A 21,278-nucleotide genomic window follows, 5' to 3' on the forward strand; every position below is an offset into this window, starting at 1 on the left:
GTGGTTGGTCGCGGTGGCAAGGATCTGCATAAGTGGTGGGGCGGCGATTGCCGCGCCTATCTGGGAATCACGATGCCAGGATTTCCGAATCTGTTCATGACCGGCGGACCGACCACCGGCGTTGTCGTCAATGGCAGCGCCATCTTCTCGGCAGAATGTGCAGTCGAATACGCTATGTCCGCGCTTCGTGCGCTCCTGGCGGACGGCTATGCCGCGATGGATGTTCGTCAGGCTCCTTTCGACACGTTCAACGAACGTGTCGATGCGGGCAACCTGACCAAAGCCTGGGGCGTGGCCGAAACAAGCAGCTGGTATAAAAACCGGTTTGGTCGGGCCTCGCAAACATGGCCTTTCTCGTTGCTTGAATACTGGCAACTGACCGAAAAGGTCGATTTGTCGGACTACGAATTGATACAGACCGAAGCCGCATAGCGAACCGAGGGTATAGGAAGAAGATGCCACACGTTATCGTCAAACTTCATCCGGGGCGGTCTCACGAACTCAAACTGTCGCTTGCGAATGAACTGACCGCTGCGGTGCAGGCCGTCCTTGGATCAAAACGTCAGTCGATTTCGGTTGCGATCGAAGAGGTGGATCCCACAGCATGGGAGGAGAGCGTCCACAAGCCTGACATTCTCGCCAAGCCTACGGCGATCTACAGGCAGCCAGGCGAGGAATAATCGCATTTTGCGATTGGGCGGTGGGCAGCCGGCAGGCTGCCATCCGTGGTCGATAGACAAGCGATACAGCCAGCAAGTTGTCTTGCTGGCTGTATCCGATTGAGCAAGTCTTGCGGCGGGGCAGCCGCCGCATGAATGCGAGCGCGCGATCGGAATCAGACCGAAGGCGCTACGATACCGGTCATTGAGGTGTCGAGCCCCGAAGCGCGGTCCTCTTGTGTGATGGACCGGATCACGCGGCATGGATTTCCTGCAGCGAAGACATTGTCGGGAATGTTGCGAGTGACCACGCTTCCGGCACCGATTACTGAACCGGAGCCGATCGTGACGCCGGGCAAGATCAGCGCCCCGGCTCCGACCCATACGTCAGCACCAATATCAATCGGCCTGCCATACTCCTGTTTGCGCCGCAGGGCTGCATCCAATGGATGCAGAGGCGTTAAGATCTGAACTCCCGGGCCGAAGAGCGAATAGTCACCGATGCGAACCCGGCAGACGTCGAGCACGATGCAGTTGAAGTTGAAAAATACGCGCTCACCGAGCTCTATGTTGGAGCCGTAGTCGCAGAAGAACGGTGGCTGCAGCCATACGGTGTCTCCACCCCGGGAAAACAATTCACGGGAGAGCGACCGACGGAGATTTTCATCAGACTCGGGGGCGGCATTCAGCCTTTGGCACAGTTCCCTTGCGGTAATCCGCGCCTATTCTGATGGTCGTTGCTGAAGCGAATGATCACGGCGGCACCACGAACAGCGAAGTGGCCGCACAACTCGGGCTGCATAACCCGTTCGTGGTGTTGCACGTCGGAAAAATGGTGAAGAAGGGGCTTCTCAATCAGAAAACGAATAAAGTTGACGGTCGATCGAAGATTCTTCGGCTGACGGACGAAGCCGCAGCACTGCTCGATTCGATGGCTCCGTTGATCCAAGTTGCCAACGACACGTTGTTCCGATCCGTGCCGCCGAGTTCATTTCTCAGCCTGGCTCAAACCTGTCGTGCGATTGTCGGAAACGCGGGTGTCGTTGCCGCCGCAATCGAAGTCGAGCGGGAGAAAGTTATCAGCAAGCTGAAGGACCAATAAATTGGACCACGTGGAAATTCGACCTGCTTCAGGTCTATGTATCGAGCAGGACGGTAGTCGCGGCGAATGGATCGTGTTCGTCCAGGGATTGGGCGGCCACAGCGGCTTTTGGCAGCAGCAGATTGCGGCGTTCAAGGATGATAACAGGGTCGTCACACATGATCATGCGGGCATAGGGAAAAGCTGCGCGGCACCGGCGCGTCGTTCGGTTTCAACGATGGCGCAGGACGTTATCGACGTAATGGATGCCGTGGGAGCCAAGCGTGCGCACGTAGTCGGCCATTCGATGGGAGGGTTGATCGCTCAGGAACTGGCCTTGAACTGGCCTCACCGGATCGAATCGTTGGTCATCGGTGCGAGCTTCGCAAGGCCGTCCAACTATATTCGTCTTCTGCTTGAATTCAGGCTCAAGATCCTGCGCGATCTCGGTCCAGCTGCTTATTGCAGGTTTCAGGCGCTTAGCGGTATTCCACCAGAGCTGTTCGAGGCAGACCTGAACGCGGTCTTGTGCCGGGAGAAACGTAGTCTTGCAGCGACGTCGAACGTTGACGCCGTCGCAGGCCGCATTCTTGCAATTCTCGACTTTGATCGCTCGGCCGATCTCGCATCCATCCGCATTCCCACGCTTGTTCTTGCTGCCAAAGATGACACTTTCGTTCCGTTGGAGGAGAGCAGGAGGCTTGCGGAGGGGATCGAAGGCGCCCGCTTCGAAGTTTTCGAAAGCGGAGGTCATTTCTTCCCACAATATCTATCGCCGGCATACTGTTCAACAGTCAAAGCATTTCTGAACTGCGCTTCTTAAGTGTTGGTGCCGGGCATGCGCGCTTTGCACTGATGAGCGGGGCGAGCAGACGCAGTGACGGCTAGATCGCATTTATCTCTCCGTGAAATGAAAGCAGCCATGAATAAACTCGGATTTACGTATGTCGACGCAAACCAAGGCGTGAAGTATTATCTGAACCGTTCTCGAACCGCGTCAAGCACGGTCAAGCTGGCGCCATCGTTGGCAAACACCACAGAATTCTCACTCAACGAGCTCAATCTGCTGGGTCATGCGACTGTTCAGCTCGAAGCATACAAGTGGGTCGATCAGGTTCTTTTCGCCATTTCAGGGAGCGTCGAGGTTGATGCTGGAGAGCATCACCTGACGCTGGAGCATGAGGGCATCGCATTTATCGGTCGCGGACATCGTATCACGCTGCGAAATCTGACGGATCGTCCCGCCACGATCGGGCTTGTGACCTATCCGCCCGGCGTCCATTCTCGCGCGGATCTGCTGATCTCCGAGGGAGACGAGCTTTTTCTTCCCGATTTCAGCAGCGCCGAGAAAAAGCTGTTGGGCCTGATCGCAGAGCCGGAGTGTCATCAGATGGCCGGGGCGGTGCAATATATTGCACCGGATGACGGTGCATCTTATTGGCAGGCGGATCCATCTGCCGGCTATATTACGGTGAAACTATCCGAGCATAACCTGCCGTCGAATCAATTTGCCGTTTCAGTTCAAAGTCTCGATCCGGGAGCCTATGTTCGTCAGCATGGGCATCGTCGCACCGATGAACTCATCGTTATAACAAGCGGAACCGGATTCGCCCGCGTCGCTGGCGAGGACTATCCGCTATCGCCCGGTTCGCTGGTCTTGTTGCATAGCAATGTGATTCACGGGTTTCACAACACAGGGGATGTCCCGCTCAATTTCACCGCTTTTCTCAACCCGCCTGGAATCGAGAGTGCGTTGTCGGAAACCGGTGTTGCCCGGACGGTGGGGCACGTGCGGCCGAGCGGCATCGCTCGCAACGAGGCCACTGGCCGTATTCTCGTAGAGAAGTATGGATTCATTCTTCCGAACGGCGGAGGGTAACCCGCGGGGGAGATAGGATAACTTCCGACGGGCGCTTGTGCTGATCGTAACGCACCGCACAAGCGCCCGACAGCTCTATCGATGGTCGTCCAAAATCATGCTTGCACCCTTTTCCGCAATCATCGCCGTCGGGGTGTTTGTATTACCCGATGTAATCATCGGCATGATGGAAGCATCGACAATCCTGAGACGTTCCAGGCCAATGAGCCGCAGCCGGTGATCGACGACAGCCTGTCGATCATCAGCCCGGCCCATCCGCGCAGTTCCGACAGGATGGAAAATCGTGGTTCCGATATCGCCCGCCGCCCGCGAAAGGGAGGCGTGGTCATTTCCGACATCGAGCCCGGGCAGGCATTCGACCGGAGCGTATCGCGCGATTGCAGACTGTCTCATCAAGCGACGCGTGACGCGGATTGCATCAGCAGCAACGATGCGGTCATCGTCGGTCGAAAGATATTTCGGGGCGATGATCGGTGGCTTCGTCGGATCGGATGACCGAATGCGAACGGTGCCACGAGACGTGGGCCGCAGGTTGCACGCTGCCACCGTGATTGCTGGGTAGGCGTGCAGAGGGTCGCCAAACTTGTCGAGCGAAAGTGGCTGGACATGAAACTGGATGTTGGCGCGATCGCGGCTAGGATCCGACCGAGTAAAAATGCCAAGTTGCGAAGGCGCCATCGTCAGGGGGCCACGCCGGCGCAGGAGAAAATCCAGTCCCATGAGACCGCGATGGTAGAGCGAATGATACCTTTCGTTCAGGGTCTGCGCGCCGGACACGCGATAGATCGCGCGTTGCTGAAGGTGATCCTGTAGATTGCTACCAACACCCGCCGCATCAAGCATTGTGGGAATGCCCAGCGGGCCGAGCCAGTCTCCTGGTCCGACGCCCGAACGATGCAGTACCTGAACGGAGCCGATCGCGCCGGCACAAAGGACAACCTCGCGGCGCGCCCGAGCCTCGAGCGTCCGACTTCCCTGTTTGAACCGTACTCCCTCCACCCGGCCGTGACGGATGATCAGCTGTTCAATATTGGCCTGCGTTTCCAGTCGAATATTTGGTCGCGTGAGTGCCGGCTTGAGAAAGCCGCGCGCAGATGACCATCTCAAGCCTCGCTTCTGATTGACGTGAAAGTAACCCACGCCTTCATTGTCGCCAGTGTTGAAGTCCGATGTCCGACGTACACCCATTTCAGCGGCGGCATCGGCGACGGCATCCAGTATTCTCCATGATAGGCGCGGCGGCTCGACACGCCATCCTCCGCCCGCGCCGTGTTGATCCGTGTCGCCCAGAAAATGGTCTTCCAGCTTGCGGAAGAAAGGCAATACGTCGTCATATCCCCAACCGGGCAGGCCCATCTGCCGCCAGGAATCATAATCAGCGGCCTGTCCACGCATACAAATCATTGCGTTGATCGCAGACGATCCGCCGATCACTTTGCCGCGTGGATATGCAAGCTGCCGTCCGTTTAGGCCTGGCTCCGGCTCGGTCCGAAACATCCAATCCGAGCGCGGGTTGCCGATTGCAAAAAGGTAGCCCACGGGCACATGGTACCAGAGCCAGTTGTCGCGACCGCCAGCCTCGAGCACGAGCACCTTATGTGCGGGATTCTGGGACAGCCGATTGGCCACGATGCAGCCAGCTGTGCCTGCGCCTAAACGATAAAGTCGTAGTCGCCCTCGATCATTTCCTTCACAGCATTCCTCCCTTTACAGTCCCGTGTTGACACGACCATAGAGATCGCGCCAACGCTCACGACGGCGAAAGCATTCCGCAAAAATGCAGAGTTCGAGATGGATTGGGACGATCTGAGAATTTTCCTGCAGCTGTCGCGTGCTGGTCAAATGACCGCTGCGGCAAAGGCTCTTGCAATGGATGACTCGACGGTCGGACGCAGGGTGGCGCGCCTCGAAGGCGAACTTGGTATCCAATTGGTGCATAGAGCCGGACGCCGCACGATCTTGACGGAAAAAGGCAATGAACTGGCTCGCGCCGCCGGAGAGCTTGAATCGATCGTGCTGCGTAAGGTGTCGAGTATTACTGACGACAGCGATGTTTCTGGCGTTGTCAGGATCGGTGCACCGGAAGGGTTTGGCGTCGGATTCCTTGCGGGGCGCATGGCGAGCGTCGCCTCCGCGATCAAGCCGCTGGAAGTGGAGCTTGTCGCGTTGCCGCGCAGCTACTCGCTCGCCGCACGTGAGGTGGACATCGCCATAACGCTCGAACGGCCGCAGAGCGGACAGCTTCGCGTGCAGAAGCTAACCAGTTATCATCTCGGCTTGTTCGGTTCAGACAAATATTTCTGCACTCATGGGCGGCCCGATAACCTAAAAGGTTTGGAAGCGCACTTCTTCGCGGGGTACATTTCTGATCTTCTTTTCACCCCGGAGCTGAATTTTCTTCGTGTCGCGCCGGAGATCGAAATGAGACCTCGTTTCCGGTCCACTAGTGTCATCGCTCAGCTTGAGGCTATTGAAAGTGGAGTCGTGATTGGAATTCTCCCCTTGTTCCTGGCGGCAGGAAGACCATCGTTAAGGCAGGTAATGGTCGATCAAGTTTTAATCGAACGCTGCTATTGGATCGCGGTGCATGATGACATGAAAAGGCGGCCGGCGATCCGTCACCTCATGCATGCAATCGTCAGCAGTGTGCGGTCGAGTCGGCAAGAGTTCTTGCTGTCATAGCCATCGCGGATCGCTGGCGTGGAGCCGGTGAGTCGTCATATGACCAATCCGCCTGGCGTTCACTCTCGCGCGGATCGGAGACCTCACGATGAGGTCCTTGACCTTGCCGGACACGCCGGAGCAGGCTGTGTCGGCCGCCAGCCGCCGCTTGACACTTGCTTTAATCGCCATTCGCCCTCCGGCGATCAAGATGCTCTGTTCGACATGGCAATTGCCGACAATAGCCAAAGCTCATTTGTTAATGTATTGAGAGCGCAATTTGTCTGTTGGAGATTGATCGTGAGCCGCCTGAAAATTCCCCGCGTTGTCAAAATGCCCATTGAGGTGCAGGCGACAGATGCTCTGCGCGACTCCATTGTGTCTGGCGCCATACCACCGGGGGAACGCATTACAGAGCTCCAAATTTCGGACCAGATGAGTCTATCGCGTGCAACGGTACGGACGGCGCTCCACCAGTTGGCCAAAGAAGGGCTCCTGACCTTGGTTCCTTACACCGGTTGGACGGTCGTATCGCTGTCCGCCCAGGATGTCTGGGAACTCTATACGCTTCGGTCAGCGGTGGAGCGATTGGCGGCGCAGCTTGTGGCATCAACAATGACGCCCAAAAAGGCTGCTCGGCTTGACGAGGCTTTCGAGCGTCTTGTCGAGGAATGCAAGCGTGGCGATGCCGGTCGGATCGCGGAAGCGGATTTCGGACTCCACAAGTCGATCATCGTGCTCGCCGAGCACGGAAGACTGGCGATGCAGTATGGACTGATCGAACAGCAAACCCGAATGTACATTCGCTCAAGCGACGCACTCGTGCCCGGAGCCCGTAAGATCATCGATCAGCATCGCCCAATCGTGAATGCGATCCGCGCCGGCGACGCAGAGGAGGGGGGGCGCCTCTCGGAGGAGCACAATCTCACGGAAGGAGAGAAACTGTCTCGCCATCTCAAGGGCCTTGAGATGCGAGAAGCCGCAGTGGCGGCAACCGCGCGGCCGGTGCGGAAGCGGATACGCCGCTGAAGCTGAGGGCGGCGCTTATCGAGTGTCTGCCGCATGCAGGGATGACCCACAGCGAAGGAAGGGCAACGATTCATTGGGCCTAATATCCTCGGTCTGAGTAGACGCGATTGCGGAGCGTTTCGCCCCTAAGCCAGCGATCCAGATTATCTGCAAACATCATCGCTGCGCGGGCCTGCCAACCCTCGAATTCGCTCGACGTATGTGGCGTGATCAGAAGGTTCGGCGAATCCCACAATGGTGAGGACGCTGGCAGCGGCTCGGTCCGCGTCACGTCCAGAACCGCGCCACTAAGATGCCCCGTATGCAAGGCGGCGATCAGCGCGTCTTCGACAACGATGCCCCCTCGAGCAACATTGATGAAGTAAGATCCCTTGCGCATCGCCGAGAAGGCAGCGCTATCGATTATGTCCCTGGTAGATGGCGTCAAGGCGCTGCAGACGACGGTGACGTCCACCGCGGCCAGCATTGCGTGGAGGTCATCTGAAGTATACACGCGATCCACATGTTCGGAGGGATGGCCGGTCGATCGGCACGCGACGACTTGCAGGCCGACGGAGCGGCATAGTTTGGCAATCGCTTCGCCGGTATGCCCGAGCCCGACCAAGCCTACTCTGGCGCCGGTCGCTGAGCGTATCAATCGATACTTCCAGCTATGCGCAGCCTGGCACTTCGCGAAGTATGGGAAACTTTGATAGAGGCCAAAAATTGCGCCTATCACATACTGCGCCATTTCGTCTGCTGCCACGCCGGACGCATTCGTGACAATGATCTTGTTGTCGTCCCAAGGAACTACATGATCGACACCGGAAGAACCGATCGACAACCATTCCAGATGCGGTGACGCAGTAAATGCGGCTCTTGGAAACGGATTGCTTCCGAATTTGCATGCGAAGGCAACAGTTGGCTCCACTCGCTTCAGAAGCGCGGGCAGTTCTTCATACTGCTTACAGATATGAAATCACGTTGCCGGAAACCGAGACGTCAAGTGGTGGATGAACTCCTCCGGCTTGTCGTACATGACAACAACATTCTCGGCCTTAATCATGACTGCCTTTCGCGACTGACGCTGACCGGCAGTACCACGATTGTAGATTGCCGACAATCGATCATGCAAAATCGTTCTTTTAGGTTTCCAGCTGTCGAGACGCCGTTTCAGGCTCGAATGATGCCGTTGGAAGCAGTTGCCCCAATATTGACCAAGGTTCTGCTAAAAGAAACAACAGCTTCTGCGTTGACAATTGTCGCCAATCGTCCATTTTTTACCAGCTGTCGATTTGGTTCTGTCGGGGCGATAGGCCGTCGTCGGTCAGTTCAGCCAGAAGGGGAAATAGAATGTTTGCCTCGCTCTCCAGTCTGTGTCGTGTCGCGGGGGTTGCCGCAGTCGGTTCAATGCTCACCCTCAGCGCGGTGCCAGCGCTTGCCGAGACCACAATTACCGCCGTGATGCATTCACCGCTGCGTGTTCTCGACCCGGTGATCAACAGCTCCTACATCGTTCGCAACTACGGCTATATGGTCTACGACACGTTGTTGGCGCGTGACGCCGACAACAAGATCCAGCCGAACATGGCCGACAAATGGGCCGTGTCGTCCGACGGGAAGATCTACACATTCACTTTGCGCGACGGACTGAAGTGGCATGACGGCACTGACGTGACCGCGGAGGATTGCATCGCATCCATCCGCCGCTGGTCGAGCGTCGACAAGATGGGGCAGCTGATGAACACGCTGCTCGACTCTATGGCCGTGGTGGATGCCAAGACGTTCACGATGACCTTCAAGGAGCCGACAGCGATCGCGCTCACGGCATTATCTAAGCCGAGCGGCGTCGCCGCTTTCATCATGCCGAAGAAGACGGCGGAAACTCCGGCCAGCGAGCCGATCAAGGCGACCATCGGATCCGGGCCGTTCAGGCTCGTCACCGCCGAATTCAAGCCTGGCGTCCAGGTGGTGTTCGAGAAGTTCAAGGACTACGTGCCGCGTAAGGAGCCTGCGAGTGGCATGGCGGGCGGCAAGGTCGTTATGGTGGATCGGGTCAAGTGGGTCGCCATGCCCGACGCGATGACCTCGATCAACGCGCTGCTGTCGAAAGAAATTGACATGATCGAGCGGGTACCGTTCGACCTGCTCAGCTTGGTTCAAAACAATCCTGATGTCACGTTGAAGGAGCATGAGAGCCAGGGCGGCCAGAGCATGGCGCGTCTGAACTTCTCGCAAGCTCCGTTCAGCAACAAGCTCCTGAGGCAGGCAGCGATGCTTGCCATGGATCAAAAGGATCAGATGCAGGCGCAGGTCGGCAACCCGAAGTACTATAAGGTCTGTGCCGCCATTTTCGGCTGCGGTAGCGTTTACGCCTCCGACATCGGTGCTGACAAGCTCATCGAGGGCCAGATCGACAAAGCCGCTGAACTGGTCAAACAAGCCAAATATGACGGAACGCCCGTTGTCATTCTGCATCCGACCGATGTTCCGGAGCTTGCTGCCATGCCTCCGGTCTACGCGGCCGCGCTCAAGAAGGCCGGCTTCAATGTGCAGCTGCAGGCCATGGACTGGCAGACGGTCACGATCAATCGCACCTCGCGTGAGCCGGTGACCAAAGGGGGATGGAGCATCTTTAGTACCACTAATACATTCGGCGACATCGGCGAGCCGATCGGCTTTCACGCCGTCGCGGCCAATGGCAAGGACGCCTGGTTCGGCTGGCCGGATGTTCCGGCGATCGAAGAAGCGCGTGCGAAGTTCGCCCGCACGCAAGATCCGGCTGAATTGAAGAAGATCGCGGCGGATCTACAGCGCATGGTCATCGATGAAGCGACGTTCGTTCCGCTCGGTGAATACACCCTGCTGACCGCCTATCGGAAAGGTGTCGGATTGCCTCCGGCTGCGCCAGTTCCTGTCTTCTGGAACATGAGCAAGACCGGAAAGTAAAGTCATGGCATCGTATCTGCTTCGACGCGTGCTGGCTTCTATCCCCGTTTTGGGGGTGGTTGCATTCCTGGTATTCGGTCTGCTCCGGCTGGCACCGGGAGATCCGGCCATGATCCTGGCCGGCGACGGTGCGACGGCGGAGCAGATCGACGCAATGCGCCGAAGCATGGGCCTCGACAAGAGCATTATCGAGCAGTTCGTCATCTGGCTGCTGAAGGTTCTGCGCGGCGATCTCGGCGTCTCGTTGATCTCCGGTCAGCCCATGGCCAGCATGATCGCCGATCGGCTCGGGCCTTCGCTGGCATTGTGCATCTGCGCCATCACCTTCGCGGTCTGCATCGCAATTCCGCTTGGCGTCGTTGCCGCCTGGCGGCAGGGAAAGACACTCGACCGGCTGATAATGTCCGGCTCCGTGTTGGGTTTTTCGGTGCCGGTGTTCATCATCGGCTATGTGCTCATCCTGATCTTCGCGCGCGGACTGGGGTTGTTTCCCGTTCAGGGCTACCAGCCATTGGCTGACGGGTTCAGTGGTTTTGCCCATCGCCTCGTCCTTCCGACGTTGACGATGAGTGTGCCCTATATTGCCCTAATCTCGCGCATCACCCGCACCAGCGTGATCGAAGTGCTGGGCGAGGATTACATCCGGACGGCACGCTCCAAGGGCTTGTCGGACCGAGAAGTCCTGTTCGAGCATGCGCTGGGAAATGCAGCCGTTCCGATCGCGACAGTGGTCGGCGTCAGCATCGCGATGCTCATCACCGGCGTGGTGGTGACCGAGTCCGTCTTTAACATTCCCGGCATGGGCCGTCTGGTTCTCGAAGCCGTGCTGTCGCGCGACTTCACCGCAATCCAGGCGCTGATCCTGCTGTTTTCGGCCATCTATGTTGTGATCAATCTTGCGATCGACATTTTGTACTCGATCCTTGATCCCCGCATCCGGTACTGATCGCATGCCCTCAAGCACATCAAATTCGACGCTGATGACCGGCGCCCTGCCATCCGCTGCACCATCGCCGGGCGCGCACGCCGAGTCCGTGGTGCGCGCGCAGTTCCGCCGGACGCTGCGCACATGGCCGATCCGCATCGCGCTGGCCACCCTCAGTGCCCTGGTCCTGCTCGCCGTCTTTGCGCCATGGCTGGGTACGGTGGATCCGACCGCGCTGTCGCCGGGCGAGCGACTGCGCGGCTTGAGCGCAAATCATTGGTTCGGCACCGACGCACTCGGCCGCGATGTCTATTCGCGAGCCGTCTATGGGGCGCGGATTTCATTGTTGGTCGGGCTCGGCGCAACCACGGCTGCGGTCACGATCGGTCTGCTGCTGGGCGTCGTCGCCGGATATTTCCGGTTGGCAGATGCCATCATCATGCGGTTCATGGATGGTTTGATGGCGATCCCGGGAATCCTACTGGCCATCGCGCTCGTGTCGCTGACGGGCGCCAGCCTGTTCACGGTGCTGGTCGCTATCTCGATCCCGGATATCCCGCGCGTGGTACGTCTGGTCCGCGCCGTTATTCTGAGTGTGCGGGGCGAGCCTTACGTGGAGGCGACGTCGACACTCGGGACGCGTTTCCATGTGATGATCTGGCGTCACATGATGCCAAGCACCGTGGCGCCGCTGATTGTACAGGGCACATATATCTTCGCCTCCGCCATACTCACTGAAGCCGTTCTGAGCTTTCTCGGTGCTGGCATTCCGCCCGCGATCCCGTCCTGGGGCAACATCATGGCAGAGGGCCGAACCTACTTTCAGCTGCTGCCCGGTCTCATCCTGTTTCCCGGATTACTGGTGTCGCTGACGGTCTTGAGCATCAACCTGCTGGGCGACGGCATGCGCGACGTGCTCGACCCGCGCATGTCCAAGCGACTTTGATCGGAGCAATGCATGTTGTTAGATTCTGATCATACCCAGTCGGTGCCTCGCGAGCGGCAGCCCGTGCTGTCGGTCTCCGATCTGCAGATCGACGCGTTCGGAGATGACGCCAGCAAAACTCTGCTCAAAGGCATCTCCTTCGATGTATGTGCAGGTGAGACTGTTTGTATCGTCGGCGAATCCGGCTCCGGAAAATCCGTAACATCCTTGGCGATCATGGGCCTCCTTCCACCTGGCGCGCTGGGGGCGACAAACGGCTCGATCACCATTGACGGGGAGGACATCCTGAAGGCGCCCGAGGCGCGACTGAGGAAAATGCGCGCCTCGACGATGGCGATGGTATTTCAGGAACCGATGACGGCGCTTAATCCGGTTCAGAAGGTCGGACGCCAGATCGATGAAGTGCTGCGTGTCCATACCGCGCTGTCCGCGCAGGATCGTCGCGCCGCGGTGATGAAGATGCTCGAAGCTGTGCGACTTCCGGACATCGAACGCATCTACAATTCCTATCCGCACCAGCTTTCCGGCGGTCAACGTCAACGCATTGTCATCGCGATGGCCCTGATCCTGAAACCGCGCGTGCTCAATGCTGACGAGCCGACAACTGCGCTGGATGTGACGACGCAGAAACAGATTCTCGTGCTGATCCGTGAGCTGCAGCAGGTGCAGAAAACAGCTGTGGTGTTCATCACCCACGATTTTGGTGTGGTCTCAGAGATCGCCGATCGCATCGTCGTCATGAATCGCGGGGCGCTGGTCGAAACTGGCACACGGGACGGCATCCTTGCCAACCCCAGGGAGGATTACACCCGCTCGCTTGTCTCGTCTGTTCCCAGCCTGATCCCGCGTTACAACAGCGATCCGAACGCCGAGAAGGTGCTGGATGTCGTCGGCCTTGGAAAGAATTACGAAGAACGGCGCTTTTTCGGCAGCACACGTGCGGTGGCAGCTGCGGTCGGTGTCAATCTTTCGGTCGCCCGCGGTGAGATTACCGGCATCGTCGGCGAGTCCGGCTCAGGAAAATCGACGGTGGCGCGTTGCATCGAGATGCTAATCGAGCCGAGTGCAGGCAGTGTGTTTCTGATGGGCGAGAACATCGCCAATGCCCGCGGACGTGAAATACGAAAGGTGCGCCAGTGTGTTCAATTCGTGTTTCAGGACCCTTACCGATCGCTCAATCCACGGCGCACGGTTGGCGATTCAGTCATCGAGGGGCTACTGAACTACGGCACGCCGCGCGCTGAGGCGCTTGCCGAGGCAGCGCACGCGCTTGAACTGGTTGGACTCGATCGAAGCGCGATGGAGCGATATCCGCATCAGTTTTCCGGCGGCCAGCGTCAACGCATCTGCATCGCTAGGGCGCTGGTGATGAAGCCGGACTTGCTGATCGCCGATGAGGCGGTGTCCGCCCTCGACGTGACCGTTCAGGCCCAGGTGCTTAAGCTGCTCGACGACATCCGCGTGCGTACCGGCATCGGCATTCTGTTCATCACGCACGACCTGCGGGTCGCCGCGCAGATCTGCCACAAGATCGTCGTGATGCGCAAAGGCGAGGTCGTCGAGGCCGGCGATGCCACGACGGTGCTGGCCAACCCGCAGCATGACTATACACGAACGCTGATCGATGCGGCTCCGGGACGTGACTGGGACTTTCAACATTTCCGGCCGACGCAGCCACAACCGCCGCGGCCTTTGTCGGCTTGAGACGGCCTCTCCATCCATGGCGCTGCATGCAAGCCTGGCATGATGATAACGCAAGGTATTTTTGGTGATTAACGACAGGAAAACTCGTCCGCTTGCCCTGCAGGGAGGTCTGGCGGCGGCGTTCACCACGATGAACGAAGCGGAAGCCGTGCGCGTTGCCCAGAGCTATTATGGCATCGAGGGCCGAGCGACACGATTTGCCACCGAGAAGGATGACACGTTCCGGATCACAGCGATGGATGGCACGCGCTTTGTCTTGAAGGCAGCCAACCCGGCGGAGCAGCTTGCGGAGCTCGATCTGCAGCTCAAGCTTCTACATCATCTCGCCGTGACCGCCCCGTCACTGCCGGTTCCGCGCGTGGTGACGAACATGGCTGGCGAAGACCAGTTCCGATATCTGGATGATGCCGGGCAGCAGCGCCAGATCCGCATGATGACCTATCTTGAGGGGCAGCCTCTCAGCGAGGTGGATTCCACGCGTTCCGGTCGTCAGGAGGTTGGTAAGGCGCTGGCGCGACTGCGGCTGGCCATGGCGGATTTCAAACATCCGGCCGACTCGCGCGTCATCGCATGGGACGTCAAGCATCTGCTGACACTGGAATGCTTTTTGGACGAGATTGCGGATCCTGGCAGGCGCCGTCAGCTTGCGGCAGGGATGGCGCGGTTTGCCGCAATCCAGCCATTGCTGATGGCATCGCGCATGCAGGTGCTGCACAACGATTTCAGCAAATCCAACATCGTCGTGGATCAGGCGCTGCCGACTTTTGTCAGCGGTGTGATCGATTTCGGTGACGCCGTGCGAACGTCCGTCGCCATCGACGTGTCCACCGCGATGCTCAATCAATTACCGCGGGAGCGGCAGGACCACGGCTTCTTGGCACACAGTCGGGACCTTCTCGAAGGCTATCTCTCCGTCGCCGAACTGACGGACGGCGAACTAGGCTTGATTCCGCATCTCGTCATGAGTCGCGTGGTGGCTCGGGCGCTGCTGTCGACATCGCTCGCCAACGCGGTCCCCGAAAATGCGACCTATCTTCTTCGCAACACCGAGCAGGGCTGGCACCAGCTCGACTGGTTCTTGAAGCGCTCTGAGGCGGAAGTATCCGACCTTTTGATCAATGCAAATGCTACGCCGCAGTCCTAACGGCCAAGAATGAATAGCGATTGGAGTTAAAATGAGCACAATGAACACGGCGCAGCGTGGCAAGATGGTCAACGCGTTCGATCCGTCGAGCGCCACGGGATTGTCGAAGCAGACCAAGGCTCTTGTGCAGCGTCGCGCGGCCCTGCTTGGCCCTGCCTATCGGCTGTTTTACAGCGATCCGGTCGAGGTGAAGCGTGCCAAAGGCGTGCTACTCTACGATTCCGATGGCAACGAGTACCTCGACGCCTACAACAATGTCGTGTCTGTGGGGCACTGCCACCCGCGTGTCGTCGAGGCGATCAGCGAGCAACTCCGGACGGTCTGTACGCATACCCGTTACATCCAGCAGGGCATTCTGGATTACGCTGAAGAATTGCTCGCCACCTTCGGCGGCAAGATCGAGCACGTGATGTTCACTTGCACGGGATCGGAAGCCAACGACCTCGCGCTGCGGATCGCCAAGCATCACACCGGCAACAAGGGGATCATCATCACCGACGAGGCCTATCACGGCAATTCGGAGATGACGGCGGGTTTTTCTCCATCGCTTGGCACGCATTCGCCGCTCGGCACCTGGGTGCGACGCGTGCCGGCGCCGGATTCCTACCGTGTGCCATTGGAGAATATGGGGCATTGGATGGCGGATCAGGTGTCCGCGCAGATCGGAGATTTGCAGCGCCGCGGCGAGGGCCTTGCTGCATTCATTGCCGACTCGATGTTTTCCTCGGACGGCATCTTTGCGCATCCGAAGGATTTGTTCGCGCCAGTCATCGAAGTCGTGCACAAGGCAGGAGGTCTTTTCATCGCGGACGAAGTCCAGTCCGGTTTCGGCCGCACGGGCGAGAAACTGTGGGGCTATCAGCGCCACGGCATCGCGCCGGATATCGTCACCATGGGCAAGCCGATGGGTAACGGTTTCCCGGTGGCCGCGGCAGCGATCTCGCCGCACGTGGTGCAGGATTTCGGACGAGACACTCGCTATTTCAACACCTTCGGTGGCAACACCGTCGCGATCGCCGCCGCACAGGCGACCTTGAATGTGATCCGCGACGAAAAGCTGATGGAGAATGCCAATGCCGTCGGCAAGATCATCCGTGACGGCTTTGCGGATCTGGCGAAGACCTATGAAGTGATCGGCGACGTGCGCGGCTCCGGCCTCTACATCGGCGTCGAACTCGTCAAGGACCGTCAGACCAAAGAGCCAAATTCGGCGAGCGCACTCGCCATTGTCAACGGGTTGCGGGCGAAGCGCGTGCTGATCTCGGCCACCGGCGCTGCCGCCAATACGTTGAAAATCCGTCCGCCACTTGTGTTTTCCGAGAGCAATGCCGACCGGCTGCTGACCGAGGCCAAGGCGGTGTTGGCAAACCTCTGACGATCCGAACGTCATGTCCGATGGAGACCGTCGGCACCAGCGAGTTTGTGAGGAAGATCATCTTGGCTAAGAAATCGATCAGAACGAGTGCATCGAAGCGATTGCCGGCAAAGCGGGCGCCATCCAAGGCGCGTCTGCCGAAGGGGCCAGTCTGGCAATGGTCGGCCATCCAGACGGCCGCGGCGATCGGGACCGGGGCGGTGTCTGCGGTCGACATCACCGAAGCGCATATCGCGCATATGCAGGCGGTCAATCCAACGCTGAACGCGATCACTGTCGATCTGTCGGAGGACGCACTCCGGGCGGCGCGGGCAGCCGACAAGCAGCGAAAGACCGCAAGCCGCGGACCCCTGCATGGTGTCCCGGTGACGATCAAACAGAATGTCGACTACGAGGGACGAGCGAACACCAACGGCGTGGAGGCTCTGAACGGTCTTATCGCGCCGTCGGATTCCCCGGTGGTCCGCAATCTGAAGAATGCCGGCGCGATCATCCTCGGGCTCACCAATACGCCGGAGTTTTCGCTCCGCGCCTTCACCGACAATCCGATGTTCGGCTTGACTCAAAATCCCTGGAGCCAGGACATCACCTGCGGGGGATCGTCGGGAGGCGCCGGCGCCGCTGTCGCCGCTGGCATCGGCGCCATCGCCCATGGCAACGACATCGGCGGTTCGTTGCGCTGGCCTGCCCATTGCAATGGTGTTGTGACGATTAAACCGACGCAGGGCCGCGTGCCGGCCTTTAGCGAGAGCGCTTCCGTCGAACGGCCGATGCTGGCCAATCTGATGTCCGCACAGGGCCCGCTGGCGCGCAGCGTCGCTGATGTCAGGCTCGCTCTGGAAGTGATGAGCCAGCGTGACCCGCGTGATCCGTGGTGGGTGCCGGCGCCGCTCGAGGGGCCAAAGCCGAAAGGACCGATCAAGGTCGCATTGGCGAAGATGCCCGACGATCTCAATGTCCATCCGTCGGTGACGGCGGCCTTGCGGCAGGCGGCGGACCATCTCGAACGAAGCGGCTATCGCGTCAGCGAGGTCGAACTGCCCGATCTCAACGGCGTCTGGCAAATCTGGTGCGATATCCTGATCAATGAGGCGATCGTGATGCAGGAGGCCAATTTGCTGCCGGTGACATCACCGGACTTCCACATGGCGTGGAACGGGATGAGGGCGTTGGCCAAAAAGTGTGATCTCGCCGCCTGGATGAGCGTGACGACCATCCGCAATCGCCATATCCGCGCGTGGCAGTTGTTTCTCGAGGACTATCCGGTTGTGCTGACTCCTGCCTCGGTCCAGCCTACACCAGGCCCGCGTGCGGACGCGGAAAGCATTGCGCGAACCGGTGAAATCATGCGGAACGATTTGCGCTTCATTTCCGCAATCAATGTCCTCGGTCTTCCCGGAGCAGTCGTCCCAGTTGCGTTGCATGATGGCATACCGATTGGTGTCCAGTTGATCGCTGGACGATACCGCGAAGATCTCGCGCTCGATGCCGCGGCCGCTATCGAGAAGCGTGTGGGCATGCTGGTGAGGGAGCTTTGGTCTCGAGAAACGTGACTTTCTTAGTCATATTGAGGCGCGAACGTACTCTCCATTTTCTAGAGCATTGGTTTGGGGATGACCGGGCTGGAGAAGTGGTCCGCGGGCCTGGTTGTTGTGACGATGTGATCACGAAAGCGGACGATCGGAAAGTGCGCGCGGTCACGGATGAGCAATCCTCCGATCCGTCAAAAAAGAAGGCTGATGCTGGATTAGGTTGCAAAGAACGCTTTGAAATGTCGACGGTCGGTTTATGAGGGTTATGTTATTCGGTTTTGGTGTGCTTCGTTGTTGCTTCGCCTGGGTGAGCAACGAATTGGCAGATGAGATCGAGACGGGTTCGGCTTTGGAAATAGGCGGATGACGCGCACGCTGCGTAGGTCGCTTTTGCGGAACGCGTCGTTCAGAATGCCAACTCCCGCACCTCCCAAGACAAGCTCGCGGAGCAGGCCGATATCAGCGACGATCGCATGCCATATCGGTTCGAAATCGCTTTGTCGGCGTCGTTGCGACAGTGACCATTGTTCACATTGCGCGATTGACATGCCTGCTCATAGCGAAGGTGACCGCAGCGTTCATTCGTATCGTCCCTGCTTGCCAAGCCGTGATGACGATTTCTCCTGACCGTGTGCTGCCGGTCTGCCAGACCGGATTGGGATCGCCCTTACCTGTCTTTTTTGGAAGATCCCGCGCAGATGGCTTGAGTCCCGAAGTCCTTCTGCCGAAGGGCAAGCGTCGAGAGGTTATATATGCTTCATCGCTCATCTCGGGCTTCGTGCTGCCAAAGCTGGGATCCAAGCAGATTGGGATAGTGACGAGAACAAAAGTCGTTTCGAATTACGAGAGCTCGCGACAAAGAGTTTCGCGCGCGCAGGGCTGATCTGCGTCAAGCGCGAGATCTCGCTATCTCCGTTGTATTGAACGGTCGGGAAACGGATTGCAAAGACAGAGGGGCGTCCGGGTAGTTTGACGTGTCGGAGCGATGACGGGTGTTCATGATAGGCTGATTGGAACCGAAACCCGTTTGCGCCAGCTTCCGTTTTCCAACCCAAAGTCAGCTAAGGTAAGTTTTCCCCCGACGACAGGGAGAGCGGGGATCGTTGGATCCTCGACCTCGACCTCGAACCTGTCCAAAGCCGTTACGTCGTGGCGCAGACCAAGCAGCGGGAATTCGTGAAGCTTTTTTATCTTCAGGACAGCAAGTTTGGGGAAAGCCGCATGCCACTCGGGACCTAAGTAGATGATGTCTTGTCCATACTGAACCCGATGAATCTCTCGGACTTCACATAGAGGGCATGCCCACGTAATGCGGTCTTTGGCGTAGCGCCGACTTTTTTATGCTCAAAACCTATCGATGATCTGCGCTCGTAGAGGACGACGCCAGATCATCGGCAACCGCGCCTCGACCTTGCGCAGGCCGGGCTTGGATTTTTGAGGGCAGAAGCGTCACTTCGTCTTTTCCGACCGCGAAAGCCTGACGCCCTCGCCCAATTTTCCTTCCTCGAACAAGAAGACGACGCCATGCTCTTCTACGAAATAGTTGCGGATATTGGTGAGGGTCCTTGTCCGTCTCGGATCGTCCAGCCGCCCTTGGTCCCGTTCGATTGAAAAGATGGTCTTTCGCGTCACGTCCATAGCTTGCGCGAGTTCGGACGTCTCCAGCCCCACAAGCCCTCGTGCAGCTCGGATCATGGCTCCCGTCGGCAATCGCTCATCACAGTCCCGAATCGACATAATTAACCATAGCACAGGCTGCGTAACATTTGGGTATTAAGCTGTTGACCTCGACGCTTTTGCCGACTAAGTTACATATGGGTAATAGATGGCGCCGGCCACGTGGGCCCGACTAGCAGCGAGGTACCGAAGTGACGAACATCGATCAGAACGAAAACAATCTCCTTTCCCGCGCGACTCTGAGGCGCGCGGCCCGCGCGGTCGTGTCGAATGCGATCAACGGAGACTTCCCGATCGATCCCGTCATCGGGGCGGACTTGTCGAAGACGTTCAGCGCCGTCAACAGCGTCGTCAAGCGGCACGGTCTCCTGCTGCAGCGGACTCTCGGAGATGCGCTCGCTGCGAGCGGCCGGTTCGAAGTGATGAGCGACGTGCCGGTGCCGGTGACGGAAGCGGCCCACGACCTCCTGACGTCGAGGAACTCCACCCGCGATCTCGCGAAGATCCGCCTGAAGTCCGACTCGAACACCGTCCGGATGATCACGCTCGATCTCATCGTCGTAGACGTCGAAGCGGGCTGGGCCGGAGGATACGACGTCAAGCGCGGCAACGGTGCCACGGAGAGCCGCAAGCGGCGCCCCTTGGAACATGATCTCAGGGCGGCCAGGCTGGTGCTCTCGTCGTTCCTGGGCAAATACGGCTACGGAGACATCACCAATGTGACGACGGGCATCATCGATTTCTACGGCTCGTCAGGGTTCGACAACGAGCTTCGGATCACCAAGGAAGGGCTCGACGAACATTTTGGTGTTCCGGTGCTGGACACGCTCGAAATGATGACGGGAGAGCTCCAGCAAGCGCTGCACTCGGAGATGCGCGGGCTGCTCGGCCCGGTGCTCAAGGTCATGCCGCGGACGGAGCGCGGTATGACGGGGATCGAGGTGCCGGTCGGTCGGGTGTTCGACGACGAGCCGTGCGCTGATCCGGTCAGTCGGATCCTCAGCGCCCGGCCGACAGGACCGGGCCCCCGTCGCGAGCGCGTCGGATAACACCGTCCGCCCATCACTCCAGCAACCTCAACTGACATCGGTGATGTCGCCGCGCATTCGCGCGAACGGAGAGACACGTCATGAGAAACAATAACAACAACGAGCCGGTTGCGGGGTGCCGCGCGGCGAATACGGTCGAGCCGCTCGCATACTGGCGGACCTTCGGGCGGCCCGAATACGACACCGTGCGGCGCATTCTGCTGTCCTGCGAAGTGGGCGGGATCCTCGCAAGCGACGCCTTGTGGAGGCGTGCCATTACCGGAGATGCGGCGAGCTCGATCGCGATCGCTTTGACGATGCGCATTCCGCAGACGGTCACCATGCCGGTCGATGTCCGGATGAGCATTCTCCTCAATGCGGCGCTGACCGGTGACCCGGCCTGCGCTCTGGTGATGGGGAACATGCTTTCGCGGATGCCGCTCGGTGCCGGTCATCGCGAGCGTCTCACCCGGTCGTGGGTCAAATGCGAAACCGAATTCCCCTTGGTTCCCGCCTGGGACGCCCGACCGGAGGACATGCCGTGATGCAGGCCGCTCGGACTTCGCCACACAGCGTCCTCGTCCAAAAGGTAGCGCTCGCGTTCGGACGGCCTGGCTGGTTCGCCTTCTCCGACGCCGCGACGACCGCGCCCTTTCTGATTAAGGCCCCCGAGCCCCCCTTGCAGGAGCGGGCACAACCACCCCCCGAAA

The 21,278-nt window shown here is 58.9% G+C and carries 18 protein-coding genes and 2 pseudogenes; 16 read left to right on the plus strand and 4 right to left on the minus strand.

The genetic code is table 11. The features are described from left to right. Nucleotides 1-432: pseudogene (locus ACIQ17_RS06120) on the plus strand (hypothetical protein); the annotation flags it as partial. A gap of 23 nt (nt 433-455) precedes the next feature. Further along, a complete protein-coding gene (locus ACIQ17_RS06125; RefSeq protein ID WP_398466477.1) occupies nt 456-680 on the plus strand; it encodes a 4-oxalocrotonate tautomerase family protein in 225 nt (74 codons plus the stop codon). A 155-nt stretch (nt 681-835) separates the two neighbouring features. Here ACIQ17_RS06125 and ACIQ17_RS06130 read toward each other — a convergent pair whose 3' ends face one another. Then, the gene (locus tag ACIQ17_RS06130; RefSeq protein WP_398466479.1) at nt 836-1,294 is read right to left on the minus strand and encodes a sugar O-acetyltransferase; all 459 of its coding nucleotides are present in this window, start codon (nt 1,292-1,294) and stop codon (nt 836-838) included. Nucleotides 1,295-1,389: 95 nt separating this feature from the next. On the opposite strand from ACIQ17_RS06130, the gene ACIQ17_RS06135 reads away from it, so the two are divergent. The 3 genes from ACIQ17_RS06135 to ACIQ17_RS06145 all read left to right on the plus strand — a co-directional run bounded on the left by ACIQ17_RS06135 (nt 1,390) and on the right by ACIQ17_RS06145 (nt 3,619). Beyond that, entirely contained in the window at nt 1,390-1,761 is a 372-nt protein-coding gene (locus ACIQ17_RS06135) for a MarR family winged helix-turn-helix transcriptional regulator (protein ID WP_398466481.1), read from the plus strand. A 10-nt stretch (nt 1,762-1,771) separates the two neighbouring features. Then, a complete protein-coding gene (locus ACIQ17_RS06140; RefSeq protein WP_398466547.1) occupies nt 1,772-2,563 on the plus strand; it encodes an alpha/beta fold hydrolase in 792 nt (263 codons plus the stop codon). 99 nt (nt 2,564-2,662) lie between these two features. Continuing rightward, nucleotides 2,663-3,619, plus strand: a complete 957-nt coding sequence (locus ACIQ17_RS06145; protein ID WP_398466483.1) for a cupin domain-containing protein — start codon at nt 2,663-2,665, stop codon at nt 3,617-3,619. A 75-nt stretch (nt 3,620-3,694) separates the two neighbouring features. Here ACIQ17_RS06145 and ACIQ17_RS06150 read toward each other — a convergent pair. Next, a pseudogene (locus ACIQ17_RS06150) lies at nt 3,695-5,304 on the minus strand (GMC family oxidoreductase). Between the two features lie 106 nt (nt 5,305-5,410). Here ACIQ17_RS06150 and ACIQ17_RS06155 point away from each other — a divergent pair. After that, the gene (locus ACIQ17_RS06155) at nt 5,411-6,301 is read left to right on the plus strand and encodes a LysR family transcriptional regulator (RefSeq protein WP_398466485.1); all 891 of its coding nucleotides are present in this window, start codon (nt 5,411-5,413) and stop codon (nt 6,299-6,301) included. Nucleotides 6,302-6,580: 279 nt separating this feature from the next. Further along, the gene (locus ACIQ17_RS06160) at nt 6,581-7,309 is read left to right on the plus strand and encodes a GntR family transcriptional regulator (protein ID WP_398466486.1); all 729 of its coding nucleotides are present in this window, start codon (nt 6,581-6,583) and stop codon (nt 7,307-7,309) included. A 79-nt stretch (nt 7,310-7,388) separates the two neighbouring features. Here the strand turns inward: ACIQ17_RS06160 and ACIQ17_RS06165 are convergent, their stop codons facing one another. Continuing rightward, the gene (locus ACIQ17_RS06165) at nt 7,389-8,219 is read right to left on the minus strand and encodes a D-2-hydroxyacid dehydrogenase (protein ID WP_398466488.1); all 831 of its coding nucleotides are present in this window, start codon (nt 8,217-8,219) and stop codon (nt 7,389-7,391) included. Between the two features lie 479 nt (nt 8,220-8,698). Between ACIQ17_RS06165 and ACIQ17_RS06170 the strand changes: the two genes are divergently transcribed. The 7 genes from ACIQ17_RS06170 (at nt 8,699) to ACIQ17_RS06200 (ending at nt 17,884) form a co-directional block, all read left to right on the plus strand. After that, the gene (locus ACIQ17_RS06170) at nt 8,699-10,237 is read left to right on the plus strand and encodes an ABC transporter substrate-binding protein (protein ID WP_398466490.1); all 1,539 of its coding nucleotides are present in this window, start codon (nt 8,699-8,701) and stop codon (nt 10,235-10,237) included. A 4-nt stretch (nt 10,238-10,241) separates the two neighbouring features. Further along, entirely contained in the window at nt 10,242-11,183 is a 942-nt protein-coding gene (locus ACIQ17_RS06175; protein ID WP_398466492.1) for an ABC transporter permease, read from the plus strand. 4 nt (nt 11,184-11,187) lie between these two features. After that, nucleotides 11,188-12,108, plus strand: coding sequence for an ABC transporter permease (locus tag ACIQ17_RS06180; protein ID WP_398466494.1), 921 nt, complete (start codon nt 11,188-11,190; stop codon nt 12,106-12,108). Between the two features lie 12 nt (nt 12,109-12,120). After that, complete coding sequence (locus ACIQ17_RS06185) at nt 12,121-13,812, plus strand: dipeptide ABC transporter ATP-binding protein (protein WP_398466496.1); 1,692 nt, start codon at nt 12,121-12,123, stop codon at nt 13,810-13,812. A gap of 130 nt (nt 13,813-13,942) precedes the next feature. Continuing rightward, complete coding sequence (locus tag ACIQ17_RS06190; protein ID WP_398466498.1) at nt 13,943-14,956, plus strand: phosphotransferase; 1,014 nt, start codon at nt 13,943-13,945, stop codon at nt 14,954-14,956. Nucleotides 14,957-14,987: 31 nt separating this feature from the next. Beyond that, nucleotides 14,988-16,331, plus strand: coding sequence for an aspartate aminotransferase family protein (locus tag ACIQ17_RS06195; protein ID WP_398466500.1), 1,344 nt, complete (start codon nt 14,988-14,990; stop codon nt 16,329-16,331). A 77-nt stretch (nt 16,332-16,408) separates the two neighbouring features. Continuing rightward, nucleotides 16,409-17,884, plus strand: a complete 1,476-nt coding sequence (locus ACIQ17_RS06200; RefSeq protein WP_398466549.1) for an amidase family protein — start codon at nt 16,409-16,411, stop codon at nt 17,882-17,884. Between the two features lie 1,428 nt (nt 17,885-19,312). Here the strand turns inward: ACIQ17_RS06200 and ACIQ17_RS06205 are convergent. Then, nucleotides 19,313-19,558 (minus strand): hypothetical protein, encoded by a 246-nt coding sequence (locus tag ACIQ17_RS06205; RefSeq protein WP_398466502.1) that lies wholly within the window; start codon nt 19,556-19,558, stop codon nt 19,313-19,315. A gap of 173 nt (nt 19,559-19,731) precedes the next feature. Here ACIQ17_RS06205 and ACIQ17_RS06210 point away from each other — a divergent pair, with 173 nt between their 5' ends. Together ACIQ17_RS06210 and ACIQ17_RS06215 are read left to right on the plus strand one after the other, a co-directional pair. Then, nucleotides 19,732-20,589, plus strand: coding sequence for a hypothetical protein (locus ACIQ17_RS06210; protein ID WP_398466504.1), 858 nt, complete (start codon nt 19,732-19,734; stop codon nt 20,587-20,589). An 80-nt stretch (nt 20,590-20,669) separates the two neighbouring features. Continuing rightward, nucleotides 20,670-21,113 (plus strand): hypothetical protein, encoded by a 444-nt coding sequence (locus ACIQ17_RS06215; RefSeq protein WP_398466506.1) that lies wholly within the window; start codon nt 20,670-20,672, stop codon nt 21,111-21,113. Nucleotides 21,114-21,278: the final 165 nt, after the last annotated feature.

Origin of the sequence: Tardiphaga sp., from assembly GCF_044340795.1 — a bacterium.
Lineage (GTDB): Bacteria > Pseudomonadota > Alphaproteobacteria > Rhizobiales > Xanthobacteraceae > Tardiphaga.

Bases quoted from the DNA above. Each gene is read 5' to 3' on its own strand.
- ACIQ17_RS06125 (WP_398466477.1), top strand. From the start codon at position 456: ATGCCACACGTTATCGTCAAACTTCATCCGGGGCGGTCTCACGAACTC.
- ACIQ17_RS06135 (WP_398466481.1), top strand. From the start codon at position 1,390: ATGGTCGTTGCTGAAGCGAATGATCACGGCGGCACCACGAACAGCGAA.
- ACIQ17_RS06145 (WP_398466483.1), top strand. From the start codon at position 2,663: ATGAATAAACTCGGATTTACGTATGTCGACGCAAACCAAGGCGTGAAG.
- ACIQ17_RS06155 (WP_398466485.1), top strand. From the start codon at position 5,411: ATGGATTGGGACGATCTGAGAATTTTCCTGCAGCTGTCGCGTGCTGGT.
- ACIQ17_RS06170 (WP_398466490.1), top strand. From the start codon at position 8,699: ATGCTCACCCTCAGCGCGGTGCCAGCGCTTGCCGAGACCACAATTACC.
- ACIQ17_RS06175 (WP_398466492.1), top strand. From the start codon at position 10,242: ATGGCATCGTATCTGCTTCGACGCGTGCTGGCTTCTATCCCCGTTTTG.
- ACIQ17_RS06180 (WP_398466494.1), top strand. From the start codon at position 11,188: ATGCCCTCAAGCACATCAAATTCGACGCTGATGACCGGCGCCCTGCCA.
- ACIQ17_RS06185 (WP_398466496.1), top strand. From the start codon at position 12,121: ATGTTGTTAGATTCTGATCATACCCAGTCGGTGCCTCGCGAGCGGCAG.
- ACIQ17_RS06190 (WP_398466498.1), top strand. From the start codon at position 13,943: ATGAACGAAGCGGAAGCCGTGCGCGTTGCCCAGAGCTATTATGGCATC.
- ACIQ17_RS06195 (WP_398466500.1), top strand. From the start codon at position 14,988: ATGAGCACAATGAACACGGCGCAGCGTGGCAAGATGGTCAACGCGTTC.
- ACIQ17_RS06205 (WP_398466502.1), bottom strand. From the start codon at position 19,558: ATGATCCGAGCTGCACGAGGGCTTGTGGGGCTGGAGACGTCCGAACTC.
- ACIQ17_RS06215 (WP_398466506.1), top strand. From the start codon at position 20,670: ATGAGAAACAATAACAACAACGAGCCGGTTGCGGGGTGCCGCGCGGCG.